This is a genomic window from Herbaspirillum sp. GW821-FHT09A12, assembly GCF_059418325.1.
Genome location: NZ_JBWKPR010000002.1, coordinates 842,118 through 861,901 on the forward strand (window position 1 = coordinate 842,118; position 19,784 = coordinate 861,901).

The following is a 19,784-nucleotide window of genomic DNA, read 5'->3' on the forward strand; positions in this document are numbered from 1 at the left end:
GCTGCCCGATAAGAGGCTGGCGCCGTCACTGCGCCAGTTCTACCGCCTCATCGCCGTGCATGACGGACTTGTCGGTTTGCCCCATCACCTGGCTCGTGATGGCGCCCGCGGTCATGGAACCGCTGACGTTCAAGGCGGTACGCCCCATGTCGATCAACGGCTCCACCGAAATCAACAGCGCCACCAGCGTCACCGGCAACCCCATCGCCGGCAGCACGATCAGCGCCGCGAAAGTGGCGCCGCCACCGACACCCGCCACTCCGGCCGAACTGACGGTCACCACCAGGGCCAGGGTGGCGATCCACATCGGGTCCAGCGGATTGATGCCCACCGTCGGCGCCACCATCACCGCCAGCATGGCGGGATACAGTCCCGCACATCCGTTTTGGCCGATGGTGGCGCCGAACGACGCGGAAAAACCGGCAATCGACGCCGGCACGCCCAGGCGGCGAGTTTGCGCCTCCACGTTCAGCGGAATGGTGGCCGCGCTGGAGCGGCTGGTAAAGGCGAAGCTGAGCACCGGCCAGATCTTGCGGAAAAAGCGCAGCGGGTTGACGCCGAAGGCCGACAGCAGCACGCCATGCACCGCGAACATGATCACCAGGCCGAGATAGGAAGCGACCACGAAGCCGCCCAGCTGGACGATATCCTGGAGATTGGAGCTGGCCACCACTTTGGTCATCAGCGCCAACACGCCATACGGCGTCAACTGCATGACCAGTCGCACCAGCTTCATGACCCAGGCTTGCAGCAGGTCGATGCCGGCCAGCAGGCGCTGGCCCTTTTCCACGTCATCCTTGAGCAATTGCAGCGCCGCCACGCCGAGGAAGGCGGCGAAGATCACCACGCTGATGATCGACGTCGGGCTGGCGCCGCTGAGGTCGGCAAACGGGTTTTTCGGAATGAACGACAGCACCAGCTGGGGGATGTTCAGATCAGCCACCTTGCCCGCATAACTGCTCTCGATGGCGGACAGGCGGGCGCTCTCCCGCGCGCCCTGTATCAGCCCCTCGGCCGTCAGGCCGAACAGATTGGCCATCAGCACCCCGACCAGCGCCGAGACCAGCGTGGTCAACAGCAGCGTGGCGATGACCAGCACGCTGATCCTGCCCAGCGAGGATGCCGAATGCAGCCTGGCGATCGCGCTCAGAATGGAGGCGAATACCAGGGGCATGACGATCATCTGCAGCAGTTGCACATAGCCGTTGCCGACGATATTGAACCAGGGGATGGAAGCGCGCACGATGTCGCTGCCTTCGCCATAGACCAGTTGCAGGCCAAGGCCGAACAATACGCCCAGCGCCAGGCCGGCCAGCACTTTCTGCGCCAGGCTCCAGCTCCGGCGACGGGTTTGCGTCAGCAGCAGCAAGAGGACGGCAAACACCGCCACGTTGATCACAAGCGCCTGATTCATTCCTGGTTTCCCCTGCAAATATGGTCTTGAAATATGCTCTCGATATGAACGCCGCCCCTATGGGCGCATCCATTGATAAACATTGATAAAGCTTCCGTGCGGATAAATCCGCGTGTGCCGCGCTTTCCCGCTACGCCACATATGCCACTTACGCCACTTCGCGCACGGCCACGCGCGGCGCCAGCGCGCACATCAGCTCATAGCCGATGGTGCCGGCCGCGAACGCGACTTCGTCGATCGGCAAGTCCTCGCCCCACAGCACCACGCGACTGCCGATGCCCGCGCCCGGCACGCCAGTCAGGTCGACCGCCATCATGTCCATCGACACCCGGCCGACAGTACCGGTCTTGACGCCATCGACCACTACCGGCGTGCCGTTGGGCGCATGACGCGGATAACCGTCGGCGTAACCGCAGGCGACCACCCCCACCTTCATCGGCTGGTCGGCCACGAAGCGGCTGCCGTAACCGACCGCTTCGCCAGGCGCGACGTCTTGCACGCCGATGATCTTGCTCTCCAGCGTCATGACCGGGCGCAATCCGAAATCGGCCGCGCTGCCGCCGCCGGGCGTGCCGCCGTACAGCATGATGCCGGGCCGCACCCAGTCGCAGGCCAGTTCGCCATGCAGCAGGTCGGCCGCCGAATTGCACAGGCTCTTCGGCCCGGCCAGCCCTTGCGTGCCGGCATTGAAACGCCTGACCTGCTCCTGCAACGACAAATCCGGATTGCCGGCGTCGTCGGCATTGGCGAAGTGGGTCATCATCGTGACGCTGCGCACCGAAGCAATCTTCTGGAGCCGCTCGTAGGCGGCGCGGTAGACATCGGGCTTGAAGCCAAGGCGGTTCATGCCGCTGTTCATCTTCAGATGGGCATGCAGCCCGGCCTCGGTGGCGAACGCCTCCAGCATGGCGATCTGTTCGTTGCAGTGCACCGCGAACTGGATGTCGTGCCGGGCCAGGAGCGGCAAATCATCGGCATCGAAGAATCCTTCCAGCAACAGGATGGGCTTCCGCCAGCCCAGTTCGCGCAGCCGCACCGCGTAGTCCACCTCGACCAGGGCCAGGCCATCGGCCTGGGCCAAGCCGCGCATGGCGCGTTCCAGCCCGTGTCCGTAGGCGTTGGCCTTGACCACGCCCCAGGCCTTGGCGCCAGGTGCATGGGCGCGGGCAACGGCCAGGTTATGTTGAAGGGCAGAAATGCTGATGGAAGCGACGATCGGTCTTGGCATGATGAGCGATGGGCCTGTTAAACAATGGGCAAAGGCGGGGCAATACGACAAATACCGAGAGCCGGATCGAAAACCGGCTGCTGCGCCGCAAATCGCCCGGAAGTTTGCCCTGCCGGGGAACAAGCGGGCATTTTACCGGACGAATATCTTTCAGGTCAGACCAGGGCCTGTTAACATTTAAGGTTTACGCGTGCGAGTGTCCAGCAAGCGTTGTCTGCCCGGGCATGGCGCCCCTGGAGGCGATGCATCTCGCAAATTAATTGTTAACAGGTTCTAATCATTGGCACGCCATGGTTTCATGGTATAAAGCTAGCCGGAGCTAATTTGTTACATTTTGGACAGGGATGAATCGCGGTTTCTACACCATCATGGCGGCGCAATTTTTTTCGTCGCTCGCCGATAACGCGCTGCTGATCGCCGCTATCGCCCTCCTTGCCGAAATGCATTCTCCGCCATGGATGACGCCGCTGCTCAAGCTTTTCTTCGTCCTCTCCTACGTGTTGCTGGCCGCCTTCGTCGGCGCTTTCGCCGATGCCTTTCCCAAGGGGCGGGTGATGCTGATCACCAACATGATCAAGATCGTCGGCTGCAGCCTGATGTTCTTCACCGTCCATCCCCTGCTGGCCTACGCGGTGGTCGGGTTCGGCGCCGCAGCCTACTCCCCGGCCAAATACGGGATCCTCACCGAACTGCTGCCACCGGAAAAACTGGTCGCCGCCAACGGATGGATCGAAGGCCTGACGGTCGGCTCCATCATCTTGGGCACGGTACTGGGCGGCGCGCTGGTCAATCCGCATGTTGCCTCGGTCATCCTCAGTTTCGATTTCCCCCTCGTCGACCTCCCCATCGATACGCCCACCGAAGCGGCACTGTGCATCATCTCCGTCATCTACATCATCGCCGCGCTGTTCAACCTCAGCATCCCCGATACCGGCGCCCGCTATGAACACCAGCAACGCAATCCGATCCGCCTGATCATCGATTTCGCCGGCTGCTTCAACCTGCTGTGGAAGGACAAGCTGGGCCAGATCTCGCTGGCGGTGACCACCCTGTTCTGGGGCGCCGGCGCCACGCTGCAGTTCATCGTGCTGAAATGGGCCGAGAAGTCGCTGCACATGCCGCTGGACAAGGCCGCCATCCTGCAAGGCATCGTGGCCGTGGGCGTGGCGCTGGGCGCGATGGCCGCCGCCCGTTTCGTGCCGCTGAAGAAGTCGCTGTCGGTGATGCCGCTGGGCATCATCATGGGCATCGTGGTGATGCTGATGACCACCACCACCTCGATCTGGATCGCCTATCCGCTGCTGGTGATCATCGGCGCGCTGTCCGGTTACTTCGTGGTGCCGATGAATGCGCTGCTGCAACACCGCGGCCATGTGCTGATGAGCGCAGGCCATTCGATCGCGGTGCAGAATTTCAACGAGAACCTCTCGGTGCTGACCATGCTGGTGCTGTACGCCTTCATGGTGCGCATGGACCTGGATGTGAACACCGTGATCATCATCTTCGGCTCCTTCGTGGCCGGCATCATGTACCTGATCATGCGCCGCCACGCCGCCAACCAGCGCGAACACGATTCGCTCTCGCTGATCGGCGAAGACAAGCACCGCCATTGAAACCGCGGCAGGCGCCGCGGCCACCCTGCTGCCGGCTTCCCTTAACTGCTCAGATCCGTATCACCGCATGCCTGACATGCTCGGCCGCCCGCTGCTGCCAGCCGTCGGGAACGATGAAGCCGCGCTCGATTTCGAAGGCATCGCCTCCCTCGCCCGCCTTGGGCCCCCGGCACACCGCCAGCATGACCGGCGCCGGATCCGCATTAAAGCGCGCAGCCAATTCCTCCTGCAAGGCATCCATCCCCAGCGTGCGGCCGATATCGGCGCGCGCCGGCGCCAGCCATTCCAGCCGGGGCGGCAACAGGAAATGCAATGGGCCGGACGGCTGCGCATAACGCTGCCGCAAAGTGGCCGCATCGCACCAGAAGCCATGGCAATGGTCGGCCGCAATACCCATCGCCGGCGGCAACGACGACAACGGTTCGCGATAGAACAGCCATCCCTTGACCAGCGCCTGGGCGGACACAACAGGTTCCGACAACACCCCGGCGGCGGCGGGATGGCGCGACAACATCAACTGTTGCTGCATGATCTTGCGCATCTTGCGACCCAGCGAATCGGCCAGGTTGGGGCCGACAAAGGCATCGGGAGGCAGTTCGCCTGATTGATCCAGTTGGGAAGGAACCTGTTCGAGCAGGTAGAACTTGGTGGCGAATTCCCAATGCTCGAGCCCGTTGCCGGAATCGATATGGGGGCGGCGCACCAGAAAGTCGAATTCGCCCAGGGTCTCGCGGGTCGCGCCATGGTTGCGCACCTGCAGGTTGACGGCGACCAATTGCCGGCGCTGCTGCAAATAGAAACCGAGCAGCTTCTCGGCATAGCGGCCCAACCGGGCGGAAGGCTGGCGCGCCATATGGTCGTGCAGTTGCCGGTTCAGCTGCGCATCCTGCTCCAGCGCACGCAGCCATGCGGCGACCTCATCACTAACCGGCCCCAGGGTGGCGATACGCCCTTCCCAGCACGGCGCATCGACGGCCATCAGATCCGGCGCGTCCAGCAGCCAGGCCAGTGCGCGCACATGCGGATCGCGCAGCTCGGGCCAGCGCTCATGGAACCGCGCCTGGCAGCTCATTGAAGCAGGACGCTCCCGGGCGTCGGCCATGTCATTGCACCGGCTGGCGTTGGAAGGCGGTCATCGCCAGGCACAGGTCGGCCCAGGATTTGCTCTTGTCGCCCAGCGTACGCAGCAGATACGCCGGATGGTAGGTCACCACCAGCGGCAGCTCCTGGTAGCGGTGCACGGTGCCGCGCAGCTTGGATACCGGCGTCGACGGATCCAGCCCCAGCAGCGAGATCGCCGCGGTCTTGCCCAGCGCCACCAGCACCGTCGGCTGGATCAGCGCGATCTGGCGTTGCAGGTAAGGCAAGCAGGCCGCCACTTCCTGCGGCGATGGCGGACGGTCGCGCCCGTTGTCATCGGTCGGACGGCATTTGACGATGTTGGCGATGTAGGCATTGTCGCCACGCTTCAAGCCCATCGCCACCAGCATGTTGTCGAGCAGCTTGCCGGCCGGGCCGACGAATGGCTCGCCTTGCATATCCTCATTGCGGCCCGGCCCTTCACCGATGAACAGCCATTTGGCTTTTTCATCGCCGACGCCGAAGACGGTGTTCTTGCGGCCATTGCACAAGCCGCAGCGGCGACAATCGGCCACGCTTTCCTTGAGCTGCGGCCACTCCATGGCGGCAATCCTGGCGATCATCGGGTCGACGGCCGCAGGCGCACTATCTTCCTCATCGTCATGGGGCGGCACCAGCGGCTCCATCGATGCGGCGAAATCCATCTCGTCCAGCCACGCCGGCGGGCCGCCATCGTCTTCAGGCGGCGCGCTGCGATGCTCGGGCGCACGCAGTGGCGGCGGCGACGGCGCCGCCGGCATAGGACGCGCCACCGGCGGCGCTGCCGGAGCGCTTGCTTCAGAAACAGCAAAGGCAGGACGCGGCGCAGCAACCGCTGGCGCATCCTGACGCATCTCGGCGATTGCGGCCGGCGCTTCTTCCGCAGCCACGGCCTCTTCTGCAGCCTCTTCCACGGCCAGGTCGCGCTGCACCCACACCGGGCCGATGCCCAAGGCATCCAGCAATGCCAGCGAGGAGCCGTATTCTTTCTCGTTTTTCAATTCTTCATTCATAGCGCGAGACTCATGACGATAGCCCCTTCGCGGGTATTGTTCCCGGCCGGGTAGTAGTTCTTGCGCCGACCGATTTCGGAAAAGCCATAGCGTTTATATACCTTGATGGCATGCGTATTCGATTCCCGCACTTCCAGCAGCATGCTGCGCATCTGCTGGCTGCGGCCCAACGCGGCAGCCTGGTTGAGCAGCAATTGACCCAGCCCCTGATGCTGGTGCGCGGCAGCGACGCTGATGTTGAGCAGATGCGCTTCATCCACCGCCAGCATGACCAGGAAATAGCCCAGCAAGACATGCGCGCCGTCGCGCAGCGTCTGCGCCTGGTAACCGCTGTACAGCGAATCGAGGAAATTGCCGCGGGTCCACGGATGCGAATAGACGGCGTTTTCAATCTCGACCACGGCATCGATGTCGTCTGTCGTCATCGGAGCGAACCGCAGCGGCCCGAAGCGCGCCTCCAATCCGGACAACAGCTCGGCGCCGCTCTCGACCGACGCGGTCATGCCGCCCCCTTCAAGGCATCGCGCTGCTCGCGTTCAGCGGTAGTCAGCGCGACCTTGTTGCGCAGGTAGAGCGGTTGCGCTTCCTGCGCCGGCAAAGCGCGCCCCTGGGCAAAATGGAATTGGCCCAGGCTTGCCACATGGCGAGCATGCGGCATGTACTGCGGATAAGCGGCCGCGAATTCGTTGGCGCAGAAATCCGGCGTGAAGTGCGCCGCATACACCGCAAGGCCGTTGCCGCAGGCCACCGGCTTGCCTGCGCTGTCGACCTGCCCGGCCGCCGACAATGCCGGCTCGGCCAGCATGTCCCAAGCGCCGTTATCACCTGCGCGATAGCGCGCCCAATACACCTCCCCCATGCGGGCATCGAGGATGGGCAAGACTTCGCGGACATCGGGATGCGCCGCCCGGCAAGCCTGGGCCGCCGCTTCCAGCGTGACGACCGGCACTACCGGCCGGTCGATGCCGAAGGCCAGTCCCTGCACCACGCCGCAGGCCGTGCGCACGCCGGTGAAAGACCCCGGCCCGACGCCGAAGGCCAGCGCATCGCACTGGGAGAGGGTGATGCCGGCTTCGGCCAGCAATTGCTGGATCATCGGGAGAATCGAATCGGAATGGGTCTGCGCGCCGGCGGATTCGCGCGCGATCAGCTCGCCTTGGTGCAGCAGCGCTGCCGATGCGAGCTCGGTGGATGTTTCAATGGCTAAGATCGTGGACATCCCGCTATTTTACCGTGAGGCGGGCTTTTCCCTGTGCTGTTGGCAAGCACCGGCGACTGCTTCGCTCCAAAGCAAAACCACGGCTGCCGAAGCGGGTAAAATAGCGACGCCATGTCCTACCAGAAACTAGACCAGACCAACCGCCGCCAATTGGCAAACGCCCTGCGCAACGACACCTGGGTCGTCGCCTGCCTGTGCGCGGCCTGGTGCGGCAGTTGTCGCGATTACGACATTGCCTTCAGCGCCTGGGCGGCGCGTTACCCGCAACACCATTTCGTCTGGATCGATATCGAAGACCAGGCCGACCTGCTCGGCGACCTCGACATCGACAATTTCCCCACCCTGCTCATCGAACGCGGCGCCACCGTCGCCTTCTTCGGCCCGATGGAGCCCGACACCCGGCTGGCCGAGCGCATCCTGCTCTCGCAATTGGAAAAAAGCGATGCCGACTTGCAGCGCGAAGCCATCAGCACCGAAGAGCGCCGCACCTGGCAGGAAGAATGCAACCTGCTGGCCAAGCTGGCCGACGTCATCTGACCGGCTGCCGGCTCAAGCCAGCCAGGGATCGCTCTCCGGATGCGGATAGAGCGCGCTGACATGCTCCACGAAACTGCGCACCTTGGCCGACAGCAGGCGACGGCTGGGATAGGCCATCGAAATGCTGACCTGGCCGGTATCAAAGTCCGGCAGCACCCGCGCCAGCTTGCCGCTGCGTAAATCGTCGCCCAGCGAAAAGGACGGCCGCAGCACAATCCCCATTCCCCTCAATGCGAACTCCCGCAGCAATACGCTGCTGTTGGACACCACCTTGCTGACGATGGGCACATCCAGCACACCGTTGATCGTGTTGACATGCCAATGGTGGCGCAGATACTCGTGCGAAAAATTCAGGCAACAATGGCGCGACAGGTCTTCCGGATGCTGCGGGGAGCCATGCTTGTCCAGATAGTCGGGAGACGCGCACAGCACCACCTTGGCGATGCCCAACTGGCGCACGATCATGCTGGCGTCGACCTTCTGCATGCTGCTGAAAAACCCGATGTCGATCCCCTCTTCCACCAAATCGATGGCGCGGTCGGACAGGGTCACGTCCAGCACCACTTCCGGGTAGGCCTGGGAATAGCCGGACAGCAATCCAGCCAGCTGCGACTGCCCGAATCCCGCATGCGAGTAGACGGCCAGGGTTCCGCCCGGCATCTTGGTATCGAGCGAAACCAGCGCTTCGGCATCATCGATCTCGGCCAGGATCAGCCGCACACGTTCCAGATAGGCCTGCCCGGACTCGGTCAGCGACAGGCGGCGCGTCGAGCGGTTCAGCAGGCGCGTGCCCAGGTGCGCCTCCAGGTCGGCGATAAAGCGCGTGGCCACGGCGTTGGAAATCTCCAGGATTTCCGCCGCGCGCACGAAACTCCCCTGCTCCACCACCTTGGAGAACACCCGCATTGATTGCAGCCGATCCATAATTCAAGCCCTTGATTGTTCCAGATAGAGAAATAGTCAATTCCGATTAAACCCATTTTTCTTTGCTTAGGCAACATTTAGACTGCATTCATCGGTTGGACGAATGCAACAGAAAACGCTTCCAGCCGATTCCGAAGGAACAGCGCATGTTGACCGTACCCCCTTACCGGCCAAGGTGCCTGCGGATTTTTATCAACTTACCAAGAAGGACAAGATCATGAGCATCAAGAACATTACCGTTGCCGCCGCTCTCCTGGTCGCCGCTGGCGCCGCCCTGGCAGAAGCACCCTATCCCCCTGAAACCGCTTTCGTGTCGACCCAGACCCGCGCCGACGTCAAGGCAGAACTGCAACGCGCCCGCGCCAACGGTGAAATCGCCGTGCGCAACGAGTACCCTATCGTTCGCCAGGCCAGCTCTCACCTGAGCCGCCAGCAAGTGGAAAACGAAGTGCAGCAAGCCAGCAGCAACAAGGCCGCCGACAGCCTGTACAACGGCGCCTGATAGACGTTTGCGCACGACCGCCATCCAGCCCGACGGCAGCGTTCCGCCATCGCGCGTCCGAACCACCGGCACCGGGCTGAAGAACGGGTAATACGAAGTACGCAGTACCGACGCTTCACATCAGTACCGCAGCACCAACTGCCATGCCGCCTGCCAGACAGAGCCTGCAGCGCATGACAGCTGGTGCCCCCGCCCGCCCAATCCCCCCTCGCTTTCCTCTTTGCATCGTACCTCTGCACGCAATTTGCGTTGCCTGAGGCCAATCCTGCGCAAATTGCGCACCCTGGACGCGCCTGACGGGATGTTTTGCTGCGCCGCGACATGCAAAAGCTCATCAGAAAGCCTTGCCGGACAAGCTTTTCCTTGAGATTTTGGCGCACCGGATGTAAAGTCAAGGGTTTGTTCCCTCCGGCCTAGCTAGCGGTTGTTCGTCAAAGTCGGGCCACCTATTCTTATCCCTATGGCTTTATACGTTCACAAATACGGCGGCACTTCGATGGGCTCGACAGAGCGCATCAAGAATGTCGCAAAGCGCGTTGCCAAATGGCACGACGCAGGCCATCAGATCGTCGTCGTGCCCTCGGCGATGTCTGGTGAAACCAACCGCCTGCTGGGCCTGGCCAAAGAAATCATGGCCCAGCCCGACGGCCGCGAACTGGACATGCTGGCCGCCACCGGCGAACAGGCTTCCGTGGCGCTGCTGGCCATCGCGCTGCAGGCGCTGGGCAAAGAGGCCGTGTCCTACGCCGGCTGGCAAGTGCCGATCAAGACCGACTCCGCCTTCACCAAGGCGCGCATCCGCTCGATCGACGACGCCCGTGTACGGCGCGACCTGAACGCCGGCAAGGTCGTCATCATCACCGGCTTCCAGGGCGTTGACGCCGACGGCAACATCACCACGCTGGGCCGCGGCGGTTCCGACACCTCGGCCGTGGCAGTGGCCGCCGCCATCAAGGCCGCCGAATGCCTGATCTACACCGACGTCGACGGCGTCTACACCACCGACCCGCGCGTGGTCAGCGAAGCGCGCCGCCTCAACACCGTGACGTTCGAGGAAATGCTGGAAATGGCATCGCTGGGCTCCAAGGTGCTGCAGATCCGCTCCGTGGAATTCGCCGGCAACTACAAGATGCCGACCCGCGTGCTGTCGTCGCTGACCGACCCGCTCATGCCGCTCGCCGAAGAAACCGTCTCCGGCACCCTGATTTCGTTTGAGGAAGACACCAACATGGAACAAGCAACCATCACCGGCATCGCATTTTCCCGCGACGAAGCCAAGATCACCGTGCTCGGCGTGCCGGATCGCCCGGGCATCGCCTACCAGATCCTGGGCCCGGTCGCCGACGCCAACATCGAAGTCGACATGATCATCCAGAACCAGTCGGTCGAAGGCAAGACCGACTTCACCTTCACCGTGCCGCGCGCCGAATACGCCAAGGCGGTGCAAGTGCTCGACAGCAGCGTCAAGGCCCACATCGGCGCCGCCGCCATCAACGGCGACACCAAGGTGTCGAAAGTCTCGGTGGTGGGCGTAGGCATGCGCAGCCACGTCGGCATCGCCTCGCAAATGTTCCGCACGCTGTCGGAGGAAGGCGTCAACATCCAGATGATCTCCACCTCGGAAATCAAGATCTCGGTGCTGATCGACGAGAAGTACATGGAGCTGGCCGTGCGCGCCCTGCACAAGGCGTTCGACCTGGACAGCGCCAAGTAATCGCAGCACGGAAAGTTCGGTGGACAAATCAGCGGTTTTTTGCAAACCGCCGATTGACCAAACGCAGTTGAGAAGCTATTATGCGTGACTTCGCTGGGGCTACGTAGTAACTGCCCGCAGTGTGGAGACGTGGCCGAGTGGTCGAAGGCACTTCCCTGCTAAGGAAGCATATGGGCTTAAACCTGTATCGAGGGTTCGAATCCCTCCGTCTCCGCCAGAAACATTGATAAAACGGGCCTTCGTGGCCCGTTTTTCATTTCTGCCCGTAATACGCCCCTTAAATTATTATTGGCTCAACTGGGTTCAGCAGGTCTTGGTAAGTACGTACAGTTGTCGCCTAAGGATGCCGGCAGCCGATCTGCTGTTGCGAGTGGTTCCGCTGGCTGAGATTAAAACACAGCACTTCAGGTGCTATCTCACGCTGATTCAACAAGTCCGCCTTTCGAGATATGTTCTACATTTTCCAGCCGCTTCATTAATAGCGTCCTGGACAGATTGATCTATGGGGCATCTCACTATTTGGAGTAACGTTAGATAGTCCCGTAGATACGTTATTTCCCAAAGGCTGCGCAGCATCTGTAGAAGACTGGACTCCACTACCAAGAACATAAATGGATGGTGCGTTCATTCTTATTTATCTTTCTTTTGAGAAGAAAACATTAATGCATACAGGTCTACAAAGAAACCTGTAACTGCCATCCAAAATCCAATCGCGACTATTGGTGCAATACACGCGCTAGAAAGCCTGTTAATAAAAACAAATTTACTAGCCCTGCTAATTCCGCCAAAGAAATTCAAATGCAAGGTCGAATAAATAAAAATCAGAAATCCTCCGGCCAATAGATAACCAATCATCCGCGTTAATCCAGGCCTGGCCGTTCCAATGCTTCTCGTTAGTTTTTCTTCTTGAACAGCATAAAATATGGTCATTGGAGCAAAAAACAGATGACATAGACTATGCAGATAAAGCGCTCGGTCAGCGGTCTCGCCGAAGACGCGAATATTTGCTAACCATGGGAAGAATCCAAGCGAAAAAGCAGTTAATGCCACTGCATCTTCACTAGTTTTTAAGATCGAAGTTGGGACGACAATTGCACCAAAAAGAGCGACTACTATTAACGTCACTATTAGCAGCAGACCTGATATTTTCAGTGGAAGTGGCCCGCTCAAATGCGCATCAAACCATCGACGATATTCTTTAAAAGACATAATGATATTTATAGCCTATAGCCGCCCTAAATTGAGTGGCATTTCTACAAACCCTTTGTGCCAACTTCTTAAAACAACAATGGCATTGCCGGTAAAGCGGACAGCGTCTGACATCTGCGCCTCCAATTTCCCACGGCAAAATTCACATCGACGGTTCTTCCGTCGGCAACCTCGTCGGAACCACAAAATGCAATCCTGAATGATTGAGGATTCCCTGCTACATCTACTACCGAACCAATATAAAGTTATGCCGAAAAATGGCTGTCCGTGGCAGCAAGACTATCGACGATCGACGCCTGACACCCAGAAATATAGGCAGCATCAGTACTGTTATTAGTACTGATATACGGCTTCCGAAAAATAAAAATACGAAGCAAGCTGATTTTTGTCCACGATGGAACCCCGTTCTTATTTTTTTCCGCGAATACGAGAGGACGAAAGCATTTTTTGCAGCATTTCTCCACGTTTTTTGCTATCGGCTCGATCTATATCTTGCAGTTGCTCAAAGAACCATTTTGGAAATTCGATGACATACGCAACTTGTGAAAGAGGCAGACCGTTAATACTCCTGTTATCACTTGGCTGCTTGAAAATCAGAGCATAATGTTCAATGCCCAACTTCTCCATCCGAGGATTAACAAATCCTCCCATCGTTCCTTCCAGGGTCAAGAGATCGTAGCCGTACATTACGTCATCGACATAAATCTGCTGACCGAAGCCAGCAATGGGCCAAACGATTTTTGAATCTTTTACGCCAGCAAATATTATTGAGTTGACAGTAAATTTGCTTTGAGCCCCTGGGCGATCCTGAAACCACTGAGCCGATGTACTTTTTGAGGGCGCATTTACACTATTGGTTGACAATAAATGTTTTGAATAGTCAAGCATGTAGAGAGCACGAAAGCTAAATTTTGTATCGCTAACGGCTGGCATTTTTCTTTCTGACTTATAGTAAATCTCGATCCCATGAGAGGCTCTCCGTGCGCATGTCTCTTTATCCCCTCCCCATCCACAGTGCTCCACCGGTTCGTAAACGATCTTGTACGCAATCGCCTCGGCACCTTTTAAGCGATCATCGATAAATTCCTCCGGCATACAAAATCTTTTAGCAAACTCGGAAGTCACGATCCAGAGATAGCTATCTTTTGTATAACGCGTACGTCCCGGACGAGGACCGCTGTAATAGCCGCCCTCACAATTCTTGTATACCGAGTCGACATCATTCACAGCCTTTGATTGCTGGCCAGATGCAAAACCACTAATCGACAGCGGTAAGAAAAATGTAACGAAGAAAAGACTGGCGCGAACCCAATCAAAAGACCGTCGCGAGAATTTTTTAACAAATATCTTGTTTTTCATATTGGAGTTACCAGGATTTAGTGGACACCTAATTTCCGCTTGCGATGCATGGCTTCAAATTCGTTCGGACTGACACCGCCAAGATAGCTGTGCCGCCGTCTTAGCAGTATGAGAAATACACGTTTTATACAATACGCGAGATAGTTAATCTTTAACGCTTGCTTAAAATTAAATTCATCCAGCAGATTGTCCTGGACTGCGCTAAATCCAAGAGAAGCAACCTCTCCTGAATTTAGCCCGACAAGTTTTAAATGACTTGCAGTGTTCAACGAATTCGTTGACATTTTTATTTAATTTCCTTGACGGCCGTATCATTCTCATCTCTCCGATACGCATAAAAGTGAATTACTCTTCCAGCAACAACAGCAACAAGACTGGATCGTTCGCTAACGGAAATCCGGAATATGTCTCTGTAACTAGGAAATGCAAGTACCTCATCCGGCTTAGAGAAATTCCAGAAATGCAAATGACCATCTCCCAACCCTAACATGCCATCAGTACCTGGGATTGACGTCAGATAACCTATCGTTTTAAACGATGTTTCAATAATTTGACTTTCGGCGTATCCCTTATCAACAGACCAGGTACGAATCCATTTCCCTCCTCGGGATACCAATCGCTTCCCATCTGACGAATACGAAATACCGCTTAATCCAGTAGAGCTATATATGACGATTTTTTGCTCGCGGTTCTCCATATCGGCAATCACAATAGGTGTCGTTCCAATAGGAATCCGTCCCAGTTTCGGGACATCTCCCCAAAATTGACTTCCTTCTAAAGAGATATCAGGTTTAACTGGATGACAGTCCATTTTTTTATAATTTATACTCTTATTGGGATCATCTTTGAAAGGATAAGACAAATCCACGTCATAGAGCTTTCGCCCCGACGGAGATTCGTAGACACTGATGACAGATCGTCGCAAAACAGCTAGTTGATCCTGCTTGTTACCGATCCAGCACATTCCAGAATGACTTCCATCATGCAAACGGGAGCCAGGCCCTTTGATTTGAGCAACTTCCACTTGGGATTCCAAATCCCAAATCCTCGCCAGAATTAGTCGTTGATCATCAGCCTTGGTTATCAGGTCCTCGAGACTGTCTTTGATCTTCGAAAATGGGGGGACGCCATTCTTCGTATCAACGGTATCTTGGACAATTAGATATTTTCCGTCCTTACTAAAAATAACTTCTTGTCCAGATGAATTGATGGGACGACGTTTACTCGGGACTGAGAAAAGCATTTTCTTCGTCTTGACGTTCCAGACTGCGACCTCATCTTTCATGAAATAACCGATGGCCATGCGCTCTCCATCTGGATGCCAAGCAATCGATTGAATTCCATAAGTAACTTCTAACGAATCAACCTCTTTAATAAGTTCCTTAGATTTGCACCCGACAAATAACACCGATAAGAAGACAACAAATACAGGGTTAAACCTCATGAGTTCAATTCCTATCAGCAATATTTAGTTTGAGCTATTGGAAGAGGTGGCCCAGCGAAGCTCAGACCAGATAAAAAACTCAATCTCAATCAAAAAAATGAACACAATGCTGCCGATCAAGACGCAACAAACTCACAGCAAACAAAAATAGAGATATAAACGCCACGAACATTGCTTGCTCACCACTTTGCAGGCGATCGAAATATATCTCTTTTGCACGTTGATAGTTCAGTACATCATTACCCTCAATCTCGACCTTCCAGACACGTTGTAATTTATTGTTTTCACTAAGCCACAAATAAGCATACGGTTCCCTTGATAACCGGATCTTCTTTATAAGCTCATGAATTTTTATTCCGTGATTAAATTCATATTGATTTAGAAAATATCCTGGCTCCTCCCCTTTTACCGCTGAAAATCGCAAGCCACTAGTTCTTCCTCTAATTGATTCAACTGACCAAGGCCCAACCTTAATTAATTTTTCAAATTCTGGTTTTTTTTCACTTGGGATATAGCGGCTAAAACCTACAATTAAGAAAAAAATCCCAAAAATAAAAAATGTAATTTTGAGGAAATCAATTCTTAGAGATATGCTGACCCTCCATCCCCCAAAAGAAATTATTTTCAAATTCTTTTTCTTTTCTTGAATAGCCATAATGCCCTGTTATTTCATTTAGCTAAAATAGATAACTTCCACTACAGTCGATCAATTTTTCTGTTTCTGGTAAAAGTGAATTACTCTTCCAGTGACAACAGCAACAAGACTGGATCGTTCGCTAACAGAAATCCGGAATATGTCTCTGTAACTTTGAAACTCAAGAACCTCACTTGGCTTAGAGAAGTTCCAAAAGCGTAAATGACCATCGCCTAACCCCAACATGCCGTCAGTACCAGGGATTGATGTCAAATAACCTGTGGTTTTAAATGTTGTTTCAACAACGAGACTTTTAACGTATCCATCATTAACAGACCAAGTACGTATCCATTCACCGCCTTGGGATACCAATCTCCTCCCATCTAGCGAATAGGAAATTCCACTCAATCCGGTAGGGCTATATACGACCATCTTTCTCACGCGCTTTTCCATATCCGCAATCACAATAGGCGTCGTTCCGATGGGGACTCGACCTAGCTTTGGAACGTCCCCCCAAAACTGGCTTCCTTCTAACGCGATTTCCGGCTTTATTGGATGGCAATCCATTTCCAAATAATCCCTAGTTTTATTAGGATCATCTTGAAAAGGATGAGACAAATCTATGTCGTAGAGTTTTTTCCCAGAAGGAGATTCATAAACACTGACCACGGAACGTCGCAGAACGGCTAATTGATCTTTCTTGCCACCGATCCAACACATTCCAGAATGCCTTCCATCATGTAAACGAGAACCTGCTCCTCTGAGTTGGGCAACCTCTGTTCGAGATTCCAAATCCCAAATCCTCGCCAGAATTAGTCGTTGATCATCAGCCCTGGTTATCATGTCCTCGGGACTGTCTTTGATCTTCGAAAATGGGGGGACGCCATTCTTCGTATCAACGGTATCCTGGACAATTAGATATTTTCCGTCCTTACTAAAAATAACTTCTTGTCCAGATGAATTGATGGGGCGACGTTTACTCGGGACTGAGAAAAGCATTTTCTTCGTCTTGACGTTCCAGACTGCGACCTCATCTTTCATGAAATAACCGATGGCCATGCGCTCTCCATCTGGATGCCAAGCAATCGATTGAATTCCATAAGTAACTTCTAACGAATCAACCTCTTTAATAAGTTCCTTAGATTTGCACCCGACAAATAACACCGATAAGAAGACAACAAATACAGGGTTAAACCTCATGAGTTCAATTCCTATCAGCAATATTTAGTTTGAGCTATTGGAAGAGGTGGCCCTGCGAAGCTCAGACCAGATAAAAAAACTCAATCTCAGTCAAAAAATGAACACAATGCTGCCGATCAAGACGTAACCAACTCACAGCAAACAAAAATAGAGACTCGGTTGCCATAAATTATGACTCGAAGATGTCTACCAGGGGCTGCTCGGTCCACCTTGCGATTTCTAATTGTTATATTTCTGGGAAGGACATGCGGGTGCTGATGAAAAACATCCAACGACAAATTTAAGAAAAAGTAATTTTGCTTGTCGCTCCATACTCTCCCAATCTTTTAATTTAGACGGGGAATATTTAATGTAGCCTTCAACAACCGCATCAGGCCACATAGAAAAATAATGCTCACAACTGAAACTCCCCTGCGGAGATCGCGACGCTCCTGCTCGACATTCAATAAAAGTCACAACCTGTGAATCGACCCGACGAGAATAAAAATTAAAGTTATTTTGATCATATTTACTATCGTCCACTGGAGCAGTCTTTTCCATAGTGAGCCCGTAAACTTTTTCGTTCACCACTTCAAACCTAATCATCTCTGGAAATCTATACTTTCGGTTCACGACATGTCTGTTTAGAAACGAGCTAATCCCCCAACTTTTTAGCCCACGCGAATTTCCTTGATACGAGAATTCAATCCATTCACTGGAATTTCTATCCTTGAAAGAATTAAGCCAATTTTCGTAATTAACCGCAGTAAGAGGAGCTAGATCTGATTGATGCACATAGAAAGCCAAGTCGGCTATTCTAGAATTAACAGATCGTGGCGCTTTTATTGCATCTGGCTTTTTTATTTCCCACGGATGGTCGTCGTCATATTCAACCATGAAAGGACGCCCTCCTCTCATGTAGTTTGCCGGGACACGCACCTGAACTCCGCTTAGCTCCCCCTCAACAAAAGGCTCAGATGACAATAAATGCTCTGGAGCTCTCTCGCCAGAAACATTTTTATTTTCTTTAGTAATAGAGGTGACCTCTTTGTATAAGATAACCAGCAATACCAAGACAACGATCAGTAACAAAATGCGCTTTTTATTCATAAGCTCTATTCGATTCAACGCACTGATGCAACTCTAGAACAGTATCAAAAATTGCTAACAGCTCTACTCAGATAACTTCCCCATTCCCTACATTGGTGATTCATGAACTTCGAAATCACCTCCCGCAAGATGCTAATGATTTGTTCGTCGCTAAATCGCTTCTGCATTGAGCTCTTCCTACCTCTAGCACAAAAGAACTCACTTGCACGGTGGTTACAAGAAACGTTTCAGGTTATCTCTATACCCCCTCACTACAATCTGAGCACGCAAGAATAGTGACGCTTAGAAATTGCATGTAAATTGTAAATAGATGTAACCATTATTTCAAAAAAAATTAATATTTATAGTTGATTTTTTATTCACTTATTACGTCTCATATTTCTTTGCGCAGCATATAGAAAGCAGACAAGACCGCTACCGCTAATACGCTGACTTCGATACGCCCCTGACGGGCCTACTCAGCCCGAACGGGCTCTAATGATTGGTTCAGAGTTAATCTTGACTGAACGGCATTAACACGCAAGCGGACATTTCTATTTCCGCCATTCCGATTTGCGGAGGCGAGCAAGGCTGCACAGCGGACGTCAAGCTACGGCGACACACGCACAAAACCGTCCAGACAAACTACCTACCCGCGTCCATTCCCGTCCTTGCCGACCACCGCCACGCACAACCGGCAACTCGGCTATGCTATCCCGACAGCATCCACACAGCCCAGTCCGGAGATCCACTACAATGAAAATCAACGCCACCCTCATCCAGGGCATGCTTGCCCTGTCATTGCTCTCATCGATAGTCGCCATGCCTCAATCCGCCCATGCCCAATCCAGCGCAGCCATTGTCGCCAGCTTCGCTCCCACCGGAGCCCTGCGCGCATCGATCAACCTCGGCAATCCGGTACTCGCCAACCTGGACGCCAAGACCGGCGAAGCGGTCGGCGTATCGGTAGACCTGGCCCGGGAATTGGCACGCCGGCTCGGTGTGCCCTTGCAGTTGGTGGTGGTGAAGTCGGCCGGCGTTTCGGTGGAAAACATCGAACGCGGCCAGGCCGATATCGGCTTCTTCGCCATCGATCCCAAGCGCGGGCAGGAAATCAGTTTCACCCGGCCCTATGTGCTGATCGAAGGCTACTACGCGGTGCGCAAGGATTCGCCGATCACGGCCAATGAACAGGTCGACCAAGCGGGGACCAGCGTCGCCGTCGGCCAAGGCAGCGCCTACGATCTCTTCCTCACGCGCGAACTCAAGCGCGCGACCATCGTGCGCATCCCTACCTCGCCGGCCGTGGTGCAAGCCTTCCTTGACCAAAACCTGGACGTGGCTGCGGGCGTGAAGCAGCAGCTTGAACACGATGCGCAAAAAGCTGGCGGCCTGCGCATCCTGGAGCAACGCTTCATGGTGATCCGTCAGGCCATGGGCGTGCCCAAGCATCGTGGCGAGGAGGCGGCCAGCTATCTGTCCGCCTTTGTCGAAGAAATGAAAACGTCAGGATTTGTCGCGGCGTCACTCGCGCGGCACGGTATTGAAGGCGCAATCGTCGCCAAGGAAAACGACTGAGCAGGCACG

General features: G+C 55.1%; 19 protein-coding genes and 1 tRNA gene. 7 read left to right on the plus strand and 13 right to left on the minus strand.

What is annotated here, in order from left to right; all coding sequences use genetic code 11:
* Window positions 1–25 precede the first annotated feature (25 nt).
* Window positions 26–1,414, minus strand: a complete 1,389-nt coding sequence (locus AC07N6_RS08790) for an L-cystine transporter (RefSeq protein ID WP_494779926.1) — start codon at window positions 1,412–1,414, stop codon at window positions 26–28.
* A 148-nt stretch (window positions 1,415–1,562) separates the two neighbouring features.
* A complete protein-coding gene (gene alr / locus AC07N6_RS08795; RefSeq protein WP_494779927.1) occupies window positions 1,563–2,642 on the minus strand; it encodes an alanine racemase in 1,080 nt (359 codons plus the stop codon).
* Here alr and AC07N6_RS08800 point away from each other — a divergent pair.
* Window positions 2,617–2,823, plus strand: coding sequence for a hypothetical protein (locus AC07N6_RS08800; RefSeq protein WP_494779928.1), 207 nt, complete (start codon window positions 2,617–2,619; stop codon window positions 2,821–2,823). The two genes, alr and AC07N6_RS08800, sit on opposite strands and share 26 nt — an antisense overlap.
* Window positions 2,824–2,986: 163 nt before the next feature.
* Window positions 2,987–4,255 carry a lysophospholipid transporter LplT gene (gene lplT / locus AC07N6_RS08805; RefSeq protein ID WP_494779929.1) on the plus strand — a complete coding sequence of 423 codons (1,269 nt, stop codon included), beginning with the start codon at window positions 2,987–2,989 and terminating at the stop codon, window positions 4,253–4,255.
* A gap of 49 nt (window positions 4,256–4,304) precedes the next feature.
* On the opposite strand, the gene AC07N6_RS08810 is transcribed toward lplT, so the two are convergent.
* Genes AC07N6_RS08810 through tsaB form a run of 4 tightly spaced genes read right to left on the minus strand, consistent with a single transcriptional unit; the run spans window position 4,305 to window position 7,606 of the window.
* Window positions 4,305–5,327, minus strand: a complete 1,023-nt coding sequence (locus tag AC07N6_RS08810; protein ID WP_494779930.1) for a DUF1853 family protein — start codon at window positions 5,325–5,327, stop codon at window positions 4,305–4,307.
* A gap of 31 nt (window positions 5,328–5,358) precedes the next feature.
* Window positions 5,359–6,387 carry a uracil-DNA glycosylase gene (locus AC07N6_RS08815; RefSeq protein ID WP_494779931.1) on the minus strand — a complete coding sequence of 343 codons (1,029 nt, stop codon included), beginning with the start codon at window positions 6,385–6,387 and terminating at the stop codon, window positions 5,359–5,361.
* Complete coding sequence (rimI, locus tag AC07N6_RS08820; RefSeq protein WP_494779932.1) at window positions 6,384–6,890, minus strand: ribosomal protein S18-alanine N-acetyltransferase; 507 nt, start codon at window positions 6,888–6,890, stop codon at window positions 6,384–6,386. The genes AC07N6_RS08815 and rimI overlap by 4 nt, the downstream gene beginning before the upstream one ends.
* On the minus strand, window positions 6,887–7,606 hold the full coding sequence (tsaB, locus tag AC07N6_RS08825; protein ID WP_494779933.1) for a tRNA (adenosine(37)-N6)-threonylcarbamoyltransferase complex dimerization subunit type 1 TsaB: 720 nt from the start codon (window positions 7,604–7,606) through the stop codon (window positions 6,887–6,889). Before tsaB ends, rimI begins: the two co-directional genes overlap by 4 nt.
* Before the next feature lie 111 nt (window positions 7,607–7,717).
* On the opposite strand from tsaB, the gene AC07N6_RS08830 reads away from it, so the two are divergent.
* Window positions 7,718–8,143 (plus strand): thioredoxin family protein, encoded by a 426-nt coding sequence (locus tag AC07N6_RS08830; protein ID WP_494779934.1) that lies wholly within the window; start codon window positions 7,718–7,720, stop codon window positions 8,141–8,143.
* 12 nt (window positions 8,144–8,155) lie between these two features.
* Here the strand turns inward: AC07N6_RS08830 and AC07N6_RS08835 are convergent, their stop codons facing one another.
* Window positions 8,156–9,067, minus strand: coding sequence for a LysR family transcriptional regulator (locus tag AC07N6_RS08835; RefSeq protein WP_494779935.1), 912 nt, complete (start codon window positions 9,065–9,067; stop codon window positions 8,156–8,158).
* Window positions 9,068–9,284: 217 nt separating this feature from the next.
* Between AC07N6_RS08835 and AC07N6_RS08840 the strand changes: the two genes are divergently transcribed.
* The 3 genes from AC07N6_RS08840 (at window position 9,285) to AC07N6_RS08850 (ending at window position 11,500) form a co-directional block, all read left to right on the plus strand.
* The gene (locus AC07N6_RS08840) at window positions 9,285–9,569 is read left to right on the plus strand and encodes a DUF4148 domain-containing protein (protein ID WP_494779936.1); all 285 of its coding nucleotides are present in this window, start codon (window positions 9,285–9,287) and stop codon (window positions 9,567–9,569) included.
* Between the two features lie 460 nt (window positions 9,570–10,029).
* Window positions 10,030–11,283, plus strand: a complete 1,254-nt coding sequence (locus AC07N6_RS08845) for an aspartate kinase (protein WP_494779937.1) — start codon at window positions 10,030–10,032, stop codon at window positions 11,281–11,283.
* Between the two features lie 123 nt (window positions 11,284–11,406).
* Window positions 11,407–11,500: transfer RNA gene (locus AC07N6_RS08850), tRNA-Ser, on the plus strand.
* Window positions 11,501–11,913: 413 nt separating this feature from the next.
* Here the strand turns inward: AC07N6_RS08850 and AC07N6_RS08855 are convergent.
* The 6 genes from AC07N6_RS08855 to AC07N6_RS08880 all read right to left on the minus strand — a co-directional run bounded on the left by AC07N6_RS08855 (window position 11,914) and on the right by AC07N6_RS08880 (window position 18,218).
* Entirely contained in the window at window positions 11,914–12,492 is a 579-nt protein-coding gene (locus AC07N6_RS08855) for a hypothetical protein (protein WP_494779938.1), read from the minus strand.
* A gap of 408 nt (window positions 12,493–12,900) precedes the next feature.
* A complete protein-coding gene (locus AC07N6_RS08860) occupies window positions 12,901–13,851 on the minus strand; it encodes a hypothetical protein (RefSeq protein WP_494779939.1) in 951 nt (316 codons plus the stop codon).
* 286 nt (window positions 13,852–14,137) lie between these two features.
* Window positions 14,138–15,295 carry a WD40 repeat domain-containing protein gene (locus AC07N6_RS08865; protein WP_494779940.1) on the minus strand — a complete coding sequence of 386 codons (1,158 nt, stop codon included), beginning with the start codon at window positions 15,293–15,295 and terminating at the stop codon, window positions 14,138–14,140.
* Between the two features lie 85 nt (window positions 15,296–15,380).
* The gene (locus AC07N6_RS08870; RefSeq protein WP_494779941.1) at window positions 15,381–15,950 is read right to left on the minus strand and encodes a hypothetical protein; all 570 of its coding nucleotides are present in this window, start codon (window positions 15,948–15,950) and stop codon (window positions 15,381–15,383) included.
* A 51-nt stretch (window positions 15,951–16,001) separates the two neighbouring features.
* Window positions 16,002–17,129 carry a WD40 repeat domain-containing protein gene (locus AC07N6_RS08875; RefSeq protein WP_494779942.1) on the minus strand — a complete coding sequence of 376 codons (1,128 nt, stop codon included), beginning with the start codon at window positions 17,127–17,129 and terminating at the stop codon, window positions 16,002–16,004.
* 219 nt (window positions 17,130–17,348) lie between these two features.
* Window positions 17,349–18,218 (minus strand): hypothetical protein, encoded by an 870-nt coding sequence (locus tag AC07N6_RS08880; protein ID WP_494779943.1) that lies wholly within the window; start codon window positions 18,216–18,218, stop codon window positions 17,349–17,351.
* Between the two features lie 801 nt (window positions 18,219–19,019).
* Here AC07N6_RS08880 and AC07N6_RS08885 point away from each other — a divergent pair.
* The gene (locus tag AC07N6_RS08885) at window positions 19,020–19,775 is read left to right on the plus strand and encodes an ABC transporter substrate-binding protein (RefSeq protein WP_494780267.1); all 756 of its coding nucleotides are present in this window, start codon (window positions 19,020–19,022) and stop codon (window positions 19,773–19,775) included.
* The last annotated feature ends 9 nt before the right edge of the window (window positions 19,776–19,784 follow it).

Excerpts from the sequence above, each read along its gene's own strand:
- AC07N6_RS08790 (WP_494779926.1), bottom strand. The coding sequence starts at position 1,414 with ATGAATCAGGCGCTTGTGATCAACGTGGCGGTGTTTGCCGTCCTCTTG.
- AC07N6_RS08800 (WP_494779928.1), top strand. The coding sequence starts at position 2,617 with ATGGAAGCGACGATCGGTCTTGGCATGATGAGCGATGGGCCTGTTAAA.
- alr (WP_494779927.1), bottom strand. The coding sequence starts at position 2,642 with ATGCCAAGACCGATCGTCGCTTCCATCAGCATTTCTGCCCTTCAACAT.
- lplT (WP_494779929.1), top strand. The coding sequence starts at position 2,987 with ATGAATCGCGGTTTCTACACCATCATGGCGGCGCAATTTTTTTCGTCG.
- AC07N6_RS08810 (WP_494779930.1), bottom strand. The coding sequence starts at position 5,327 with ATGAGCTGCCAGGCGCGGTTCCATGAGCGCTGGCCCGAGCTGCGCGAT.
- AC07N6_RS08815 (WP_494779931.1), bottom strand. The coding sequence starts at position 6,387 with ATGAATGAAGAATTGAAAAACGAGAAAGAATACGGCTCCTCGCTGGCA.
- rimI (WP_494779932.1), bottom strand. The coding sequence starts at position 6,890 with ATGACCGCGTCGGTCGAGAGCGGCGCCGAGCTGTTGTCCGGATTGGAG.
- tsaB (WP_494779933.1), bottom strand. The coding sequence starts at position 7,606 with ATGTCCACGATCTTAGCCATTGAAACATCCACCGAGCTCGCATCGGCA.
- AC07N6_RS08830 (WP_494779934.1), top strand. The coding sequence starts at position 7,718 with ATGTCCTACCAGAAACTAGACCAGACCAACCGCCGCCAATTGGCAAAC.
- AC07N6_RS08835 (WP_494779935.1), bottom strand. The coding sequence starts at position 9,067 with ATGGATCGGCTGCAATCAATGCGGGTGTTCTCCAAGGTGGTGGAGCAG.
- AC07N6_RS08840 (WP_494779936.1), top strand. The coding sequence starts at position 9,285 with ATGAGCATCAAGAACATTACCGTTGCCGCCGCTCTCCTGGTCGCCGCT.
- AC07N6_RS08845 (WP_494779937.1), top strand. The coding sequence starts at position 10,030 with ATGGCTTTATACGTTCACAAATACGGCGGCACTTCGATGGGCTCGACA.
- AC07N6_RS08855 (WP_494779938.1), bottom strand. The coding sequence starts at position 12,492 with ATGTCTTTTAAAGAATATCGTCGATGGTTTGATGCGCATTTGAGCGGG.
- AC07N6_RS08860 (WP_494779939.1), bottom strand. The coding sequence starts at position 13,851 with ATGAAAAACAAGATATTTGTTAAAAAATTCTCGCGACGGTCTTTTGAT.
- AC07N6_RS08865 (WP_494779940.1), bottom strand. The coding sequence starts at position 15,295 with ATGAGGTTTAACCCTGTATTTGTTGTCTTCTTATCGGTGTTATTTGTC.
- AC07N6_RS08870 (WP_494779941.1), bottom strand. The coding sequence starts at position 15,950 with ATGGCTATTCAAGAAAAGAAAAAGAATTTGAAAATAATTTCTTTTGGG.
- AC07N6_RS08875 (WP_494779942.1), bottom strand. The coding sequence starts at position 17,129 with ATGAGGTTTAACCCTGTATTTGTTGTCTTCTTATCGGTGTTATTTGTC.
- AC07N6_RS08880 (WP_494779943.1), bottom strand. The coding sequence starts at position 18,218 with ATGAATAAAAAGCGCATTTTGTTACTGATCGTTGTCTTGGTATTGCTG.
- AC07N6_RS08885 (WP_494780267.1), top strand. The coding sequence starts at position 19,020 with ATGCCTCAATCCGCCCATGCCCAATCCAGCGCAGCCATTGTCGCCAGC.